The sequence below is a fragment of the Telluria sp. ZT3P26 genome, assembly GCF_059686035.1.
Genome location: NZ_JCASII010000012.1, coordinates 38,197 through 46,261 on the forward strand (window position 1 = coordinate 38,197; position 8,065 = coordinate 46,261).

General features: G+C 57.7%; 7 protein-coding genes. 6 read left to right on the forward strand and 1 reads right to left on the reverse strand.

All coding sequences use genetic code 11. The annotated features are described in order from the left end of the window. Window positions 1-950 precede the first annotated feature (950 nt). On the reverse strand, window positions 951-2,069 hold the full coding sequence (locus tag AC56LN_RS22820) for a DNA-binding protein (protein WP_499574852.1): 1,119 nt from the start codon (window positions 2,067-2,069) through the stop codon (window positions 951-953). A 314-nt stretch (window positions 2,070-2,383) separates the two neighbouring features. On the opposite strand from AC56LN_RS22820, the gene AC56LN_RS22825 reads away from it, so the two are divergent. The 6 genes from AC56LN_RS22825 (at window position 2,384) to AC56LN_RS22850 (ending at window position 7,767) form a co-directional block, all read left to right on the forward strand. Further along, entirely contained in the window at window positions 2,384-3,028 is a 645-nt protein-coding gene (locus tag AC56LN_RS22825) for an OmpW/AlkL family protein (RefSeq protein WP_499574853.1), read from the forward strand. Between the two features lie 88 nt (window positions 3,029-3,116). Then, a complete protein-coding gene (locus tag AC56LN_RS22830; protein WP_499574854.1) occupies window positions 3,117-3,785 on the forward strand; it encodes a recombinase family protein in 669 nt (222 codons plus the stop codon). A 951-nt stretch (window positions 3,786-4,736) separates the two neighbouring features. Continuing rightward, window positions 4,737-5,276 (forward strand): single-stranded DNA-binding protein, encoded by a 540-nt coding sequence (gene ssb / locus AC56LN_RS22835; RefSeq protein ID WP_499574855.1) that lies wholly within the window; start codon window positions 4,737-4,739, stop codon window positions 5,274-5,276. A 129-nt stretch (window positions 5,277-5,405) separates the two neighbouring features. Then, window positions 5,406-6,188: a ParA family protein gene (locus tag AC56LN_RS22840; protein ID WP_499574856.1), complete on the forward strand. Its 783-nt coding sequence runs from the start codon at window positions 5,406-5,408 to the stop codon at window positions 6,186-6,188. Further along, complete coding sequence (locus AC56LN_RS22845; protein ID WP_499574857.1) at window positions 6,185-7,345, forward strand: ParB/RepB/Spo0J family partition protein; 1,161 nt, start codon at window positions 6,185-6,187, stop codon at window positions 7,343-7,345. Before AC56LN_RS22840 ends, AC56LN_RS22845 begins: the two co-directional genes overlap by 4 nt. 56 nt (window positions 7,346-7,401) lie before the next feature. Then, entirely contained in the window at window positions 7,402-7,767 is a 366-nt protein-coding gene (locus tag AC56LN_RS22850) for a TrfB-related DNA-binding protein (RefSeq protein ID WP_499574858.1), read from the forward strand. Window positions 7,768-8,065: the final 298 nt, after the last annotated feature.

The following is an 8,065-nucleotide window of genomic DNA, read 5'->3' on the forward strand; positions in this document are numbered from 1 at the left end:
TATGCAGGTCAAATTTGACCCCTATTCGGGTCATGGCGCGATCTGGGAAGAGAGCGGCGGGTAGGGCAGCGGATGGGCATCATGACCCGTCAAAGGTCGTATATGCCATCCCAGAGGTCATGTGTGACCTGTATTGAGGTCACGTTTGACCCGTATTCAGGTCACGCGAAGTATAGGGAAGCAGACGAGAAATACGATGCCTCGATTTACTTGGAGATTTGTCAATTGTGTGGTAGTGAAAAACACATACAGGTCATAACTGATGACCTGTATACCGCTCACACTGTGAGCTGAATGCAGGTCACGGCGTGACCTATAAAGAAATCGCATAAGCCAGTATCCATGCGGGTTTCAAGGCATCCGCCCACGTTGTTCTCTATTATCTCCTATGGGTCTGCTCGCCCCCGGGTTTGCGCGCGGCGCGGGGTAAAACAACTACAAGTCCAGACTGCGGCCTACGGCCGCACAAGGAAAACTCAAAAGCAAAAAGTGCGGGGCTGGAGCGCCCCGTAAAAGGAACATCAACACCTCGGGCCGGTCGCATCGGGGCTGGCCGGGGTCGGCCCGGCCAAACCCGCCCCTACATGCTCCCGCGATACAGGGGGTGCCGTCCTGCGGCGGCATCCGGACCTTCGTCCGGACCGGCGAGCCGCCCCCGTTTGCTCTGTTCACGAGCTGGAAAACCCCGTCTACAGGAAACGGTCTTTTGGCGGCGCGGCCATAACGGGTTGGTCGGTGGATCATGTTGGCGGTTATTCCTGTGGGCAACGGCTTTTTGTTGTCCATAGGCCGTGTGTTAGTTGCATTTAATGTAAAAAAATTTTAACCAGGGGGGTTTTAAAAAAACAGGCGCGGCGATTTCGGAACGAAATCGGGGTGCAAGCAAGCGGGGACGCCCGCGCGCTAAGGCGCCTTGTTAGCTTATGGTGAGAAAGTTATGCTTGTTGCATTTATGACTTAGGCGATGGCTTTGTCTTGCCGCTTTTGATCCCGGTATCGGTTTCGGAACTTTGATTCTGAAATGCGGCCAGGGCTTGCAACTGATTGGAGGTTTGCAATTCGAGAGCCTGAATTTGTCCCTGCAATTTCCCCGTCTCTTCCCTTGAACTCGCAACTTCGCCTTTTGCAGACTCCATCTGTGCGAGTGCGGTATGCAATTCCACCTTCAATTGCTCAATAGCCTGTTCGTATCTGGCCGTATCCGCTTTGTGTTGTTCGTCGGCCGCTTCGGCCCTGGTCGCCGCTTTTGCTAGATTGGTGCGCAGGTTTTCGGTGTCGTGCTGATACCTTTGCTTTTCCATTTCTAGCGCAGTGGCCAGTCGCTTATTTTCGTCTTCGCTCTTTGCCCGTTCGTCGTTGTGGCTGGCTGTGATCCGGGCCAGCTCGGCGGCGTGTTGCTCCCGCGCGGCTTCCGCTCTTGCCGTAGCTGTTGCCAAGTCCGTGCGCAGCTTGTCTGTTTCTTCCTGTCGGCGCTGGCGTTCGCCATCGAGGGCGTCCGTCAGTCGTTTCTGTTCGGCCGCATGGTTTGTCTCGGCTGCTTTAGCGGTCTTCTCGGCAAGTGCAAGCCGTTCGGCCGTCTGGGCCAGTTCGACGGCCAACCTCTGGCTTTTCTCGTGACTCTGGGCAAGTTCAGCTTTCATTCCTTCTACAACGGCCAAGGTCTCGTCCAGTTTCGATTCGAGGTCGTCCACGGTCTGCGAGGCGTCCACGAGTTCGCGTTCTGCTTGTTCACGTTGCTCACCGGCTGCGCGGACCACTTCGTGCACGCGCCGTTCGGCTGCTTTGACCGCTTTGTCGTTGAGGGCCACGGCTAGACCAGTGAGGCGTTCAACCAGGGCGGCGCTGACGCTTGCCATTTCTTCCGCAACTTCTATTGGGAGTTCGGCGGTTGGCTCGGGCTTCTGGGTTCCCTCAGTGCTGACGTGCTCATCCCATACCTGCTTTAGCCGGGTCGGATTCCCACCGCCGACAATTTTTCTGAGCGCAAAGCCTGTGATGTTGCGTCCGCTGTCGCGCAACTGTTGTCCTGCTTGGATTACAGCTTCGGGTGCAAATTCGATTGGTCGCATGGCATATCCGTCAGAAAGGGAGAAAAACCTAGTATAGCAAAACAAACAAACAAACAAAACACAAACTAACAAACAAACAAAATTCCATGATTTTTTGTGATCGTCACGTTTAATTATTGCAACTCTTAAAGGTTTCTTTTAATCATCTACATAGTGTTAGCTATTTTGAGTGGACAAAAATAGGGTAGCCATTTAGAGTCGTGGTTTGCGTTCTTGGCTACCGACGTTTGGTGTAGCCGATTTGCGTATACCCTATTGGGCTGAACCATAAGTCTTTCGCCACGTTGAACGAGAGGTTACAGATGAATAGATGCATGGCGGTAAGTGTGGCGGCGTGCATTACGCTGCTGACGGCGACAGCCGCGCAGGCGCAGTCTAGCGGTTGGGCTAGCAAGATCGGGTACAACGAGTTTTACCCGCAAGTCAGCAGCGGTGAGATAACCGGCGTGCCGGGCAGTGCCGTCGATGTAAGTCGAGGCGGTGGAATATTCGGGAGCGCCGTCTATGCGTTCGATGATCGTTTCAGCGCCGAGCTGGCCTTTTGCGTTCCGCCCAGGCTCGATATCACTGGCGACGGCACAGTTGCCGCAGCCGGGAAGATAGCTGACACCGAGATTTACGCGCCGATTTTGGTCGCGCAGTACCGATTCTTCCCCGGCAGTGCTTTCCGTCCTTACATTGGTTTGGGAACGACTTATGCGAGATTTGCTAGCGTACGGACGACGCCCATACTGGCGGCGCTGATGAACCAGGGGCGCAGTGTAAGCGCCTCGATTGATAACAAGTGGGGGCTGAGCGGACAGGTCGGCGGGACGTATGACCTGTCTCCAAGCTGGTTCCTTGACGGCTCCGTCGTCGCAATGCGCGTGAAGACAACGGCCCACCTTTCGACCGGACAATCGGTCAACGTGTCCGTGAACCCGCTCGCCGTCAACGTGGCTATTGGATATCGCTTCTAAGTTCTCCCGGCCGCGCGCCTTTGCAGTGCTCTATCTGATCCGTTGAGCACTTCGCCCGCCCGGGCTTACAACTCACTGCACACCCTGAATGAAAGTTGCTCGAATTTACCTAAGAGTCAGCACTGACCAGCAAGACCTTGCAAGACAGGCCAACATAGAGGCGACGGCAATAGCTGCGGGCTTCTACATCGCCGCGATCTACAAGGAAAAGGCGTCCGGTGCCCGAGCAGATCGGCCGGAGCTTCTACGGATGATTGCCGACCTTCAGCCCGGCGATGTCGTGATTGCCGAACGGATCGACCGTATCAGCCGTCTACCGCTTCCTGACGCCGAAAAACTAATAGCGTCCATTCGCGCAACCGGCGCAAAGCTGGCCGTGCCCGGCATCGTGGACCTGTCGGAAATTGCCGCAACTTCAGACCACATCGCAAAAATCGTGCTCGAATCGGTCCAAGACATGCTGTTGAAGCTGGCCTTGCAGATGGCCCGCGACGAGTATGAAACGCGCCGGGAACGTCAGGTTCAAGGGATACAGCTTGCAAAGGAAAAAGGAAAGTATGCAGGCCGAAAGACGGATAAGGCCGTCCACGAACGAATTATCGCCCTGCGCCGGTCGAACCATTCGATTGCAGAGACAGCGAAGCTGGCAGGGTGTTCAGAGAGTCAGGTAAAGCGTGTATGGGCGCTACACCAGGGAGAGGTGTCGGCGGACATAGATACGTCAACAATCCCGCCAAACTCCACTGACAAGGCATAGGGGCATTTTTCGCCTACGCGAAAAACCGGGATGCCCGTTCCAGGGCGCGGTCGCTCGCGCTCCCTTGGTCGCTGCGCGACTGAGCGGCAATGCCGCCCACCCTTCCAGGCCACCACTTGCCGAAACCCGTAAAGCGAAATGCGTCGGGGCTTTCCGTGTCCGATGGTGACACCGCGGCAGCTCTCGAGAATTTTTCCAGTCACCAAAAGGGTTGCGTGGTGACGCCGGAAATGACCAGGTATGCGATCGCTGTCGCCAATGCTTGGTGACGCCAGGCGCGACCAGGTGCGCGATCGCAGTCACCATCCTTGGTGACGCCTGCAGCGCGCCGGCGCCGAGATCCTGTCACCACCACAGCGCGTTCTAGGTCCGTCGAGGTCGCGGGCCGGTCGCATCGGGGCTGGCCGGGGTCGGCCCGGCCAAACCCGCCCCTACATGCTCCCGCGATACAGGGGGTGCCGTCCTTCGGCGGCATCCGGACCTTCGTCCGGACCGGCGAGCCGCCCCCGTTTGCTCTGTTCACGAGCTGGGAAACCCCGTCTACAAAGGAAGGTTGTCGGCCGCTGTCGCCGCAGGGATCGGGCGTTTTTGGCCTATTTAAATTGGCTATTGAGGGCGGGCGCTCGATCAATAAATATGCGATCACATATCGGTTAATGACAACTGAAATACGTTGTCAAATGAGTTGTCATGGACTATAATAATTACATGGTGGACGAAACGATTCACCAGTAAAAACGATTCAACGTCAACGTAACCAACCGGAGTTTTCAATGTTTAACAAAAGTTTCTGGCTCGGCTTCTTCACTGCATTGCTGTTAGTGACGCCAACTTTGATTTTGCTGTTTTACAAGATAGATCAGATGTTCGATCTTGCGATTCAGTAACACCAGCCGCCCCGGAGAAGTCCGGGGCACCAGAGACTTTCCCGACCTTTCAAGGAGCATCAAAATGGCCTCAGTCAACAAAGTCATCATTCTCGGCAATTTGGGTCGTGACCCGGAAGTGCGTTATCTGCCTAGCGGGGATGCCATCGCCAATATCGCGGTCGCAACCAGCTACACGCAGAAGGACCGCAACACAGGCGAGACGAAGGAAAGCACCGAGTGGCACCGGATCGCATTCTTCGGGCGCCTTGCGGAGATCGTGGGCCAGTACCTGAAGAAAGGTTCGTCCGTGTACGTCGAGGGCCGCTTGCAGACCCGCAAATACACCGACAAGGACGGTGTGGAGCGGTACGCTACCGACATCATCGCGGAGTCCATGCAAATGCTGGGTGGCCCGGCCAATGCCAACCGCGACGCAGGGCAGCAACAAGCCGCCGCCGCACAAACCCCGGCCGCAGCCCCGGCGCCTGCACCTGCGCCATCCACGCCTGCACCTTCCGGCAAGGCCGCAGGCTCCAAAGGATCGACCAAGCGCGGCGCCAAACCCGCCGTCGCGTCGGCCGCGCCAGCCGAAACGGCCTGGGACGAGCAGCAGTCCAGCTAAGCGGATGTCAGGTCTCACACTGGCGAGACTTGACAATTAAAATGTGTTGCCAGAATTGGGGGCGGACTATAATTGCCCCCAAATAATAATGAGCAGCAAGTCAACGTAACCCAATAACAGGCTCTCACCATGAAAATCTTTGCGGTAGCAAACCAATCGGGCGGCGCAGGAAAATCCTCACTCGCCTACCATGTCGGGCACGCTGCGATTGAGGACGGACAGAACGTGCTGTTGGTCGACCTCGACCCGCGCGGCAGTCTGTCTGTCAGCCATTCTCCCGTTGCTGGCTCCGAACCGGGCCTTACCGCTTCGATGTTGTTCAGCGCAGAGCCGGTCGATATGGAGCCGGAAAAGCTGGCCGACAACCTTTACATCATCCGGTCCGACAAGGTTTTGCGTCAGCTCGGGGGCAACGTGGCCGGGGCCGAAAAGCGGGTCGCCGCCAACCTGCGCCGCTTCGCGGGCAAGTTCGATCTGTGCGTGATCGACACGCCGGGCGCAATCGGGTTCAACCCGCCGATGACCGTCGCTGCCTTGGTCGCGGCCGATGCTGTCCTTTGCCCATTCAGTGTGGGTCTGTTCGAGGGGCATTCGCTGTCTGAACTGTGGAGCTATCTCAAGTCCATCAAGACCCCGGCGTACAACCCGAATCTTCGCTTGATGGGCCTGCTACCGAGCCGGATCAACACGCGCAGCCCGGACGAGGTTGCAGCGTTGGCCGCGCTGCGCGCGCAGCTCGGCGCTGTCATCATGCCGTTCCAGTTGTCCGAGCGCGCGGCCGTCAAAAAGTCGATCATGAATCGCCGCCCGGTATGGCGTAACACTAAGGGCGCGGGCCATCTGGCAGCAGCCAAGGAATGGCGGGCCGTCTGCAAACAAATTCTGACCAATCTTCAAGGGGTATCGAAATGAGCAAAACCAACGCTTTCGCTGGAATGGGAGACATGCTGGTTGCCGGTTTCGACGCGACCCTGATGGAAGACGGCGCGCAACGCCAGATGTTCAAGCTTGCGGACATCGAGATTGATCCCCAGGTGCGGGAAGAGTTCGAGGACGCCGAAAACACGCTGGCCGACTTGGGGGACAGCCTGAAGGAAGGCCAGATTCAGCCCATCTTGCTGCGCAAAGGCCGCGTCTTGCCGTACCGGCTCGTCGTCGGCGGGCGCCGCTGCGCTGCGGCCGATCTGAAGGGAATCACGGAACTCTGGGGCGACTATCGTCCGGACATGACCGACGAAGAAGCCGACCGCGTCCAATTTGCCGAGAACGTCCAGCGGAAGAATCTCACGCAAATCGAAGAAGCAAAGCGCATTCAACGCGACTTGGACCAACTGGGCACCGTGGAAGCCGTCCTTGCCAAACACAAGAAAAGCCGGGCATGGCTTTCCAAAATCCTGTCCCTGTTGAACCTGCCCGGCCAAACGCTGCGCTTGGTGGCGGAAAACATCAGTGCGGACCTCGAAGTCATCAATGCGGTCAAGGTGATCGAGAAGGTGGACGCGGCCAAGGCCGGGGCACTGGTAGACGACCTCAAGGAATCGCGCGGCAAGGAAGACGCACGCAAGAAGGTCGCCCAGGTCAAAGCCCAGGTAAAGCCGAAAGCCGAAAAGGGACCGAAAGAGAACGCGGCCACGGCGAGGGACACCGCGCACGAGGAACCGGGCCCGGCCACGATGACCAATTTCGCGGACGCGAAAACGTCGGGTGACGATGAAACGAAGGCGAAAGAGGGCGCACCGGCCGCGCTGCGCCGTGACACGCCTTTCGACCCGGCGGCCACGCTGACCAATGCATTCGGGCTGATTTTCGAGCTCGGATCGAGTCCGAAGGTGTTCATGGAAACGCTCTCGGCCGAGGATCGCGCCGACGTGACGCAGTGGCTGGAAACGTTTTTCTATGCTGGCCGGAAGTGCAAGAATCTCTCGAAGGCTGTTATCCAAGGACTGCGGAACGGAGCGTTTGCAAACGATGGTGTCGGCGCGTTTGCCATGATGGCCTTTCTCCAGGGCGCGGACGTAGAGGTTGAGACCTTCAACGCCATTGAGGTACTGGGACTTGTCAAAGCGTAGAATGGAAGAGGGCGACCATTGTCGCCCGGCCTGCATATAGATTCAAGGAACTGAGCATGACAAGAGCGAAAAGGCGCATGACGGAAGCTGATTTTGACGCGACCCGAAAGCTGTTGAAGAACGTCAGCGACGAGCGAGCCGCCGCCGCACGTTCTGCCCTCGTTGACGGCGAGACCTTAGCAGTGATCGCAGAGCGTCACAGCTGGTCACGGCAAGCGGTTAACAACGTCGTAGGGACGTTCTGGGACAAACTGGAGGAATACCAAGAGGCGCAGCGCGCGAAGACCCACGCGGGCGTTCTCGTGCCGCCAGGATGGGAAGTGGTGACGCTGATCGCCCCAAGCACACTGATCGAGAAGTTCAGGAGCGAAATCGCCGCGCTTGGATCGAGCGGCAGCAGCAAGCACATGCCGGACCAATAAAAAAACCCGGACACGCAAAGCGCACCGGGCATAAGTCAACGTAAGCCGAAAGTGCTTCCGACTTAACGGCGCGATTGTAACACACCGTCTCCCCTTGAATTCCCGTGACGCATCACTCAGCCATGATCTTAAACATCCCCGTTCCTGTAGACGGGTTTCCCGGCTCGTGAACAAAGCAGATGGGGGCGGCTCGCCGGTCCGGACGAAGGTCCGGATGCCGCCGCAGGACGGCACCCCCTGTATCGCGGGAGCATGTAGGGGCGGGTTTGGCCGGGCCGACCCCGGCCAGCCCCGATGC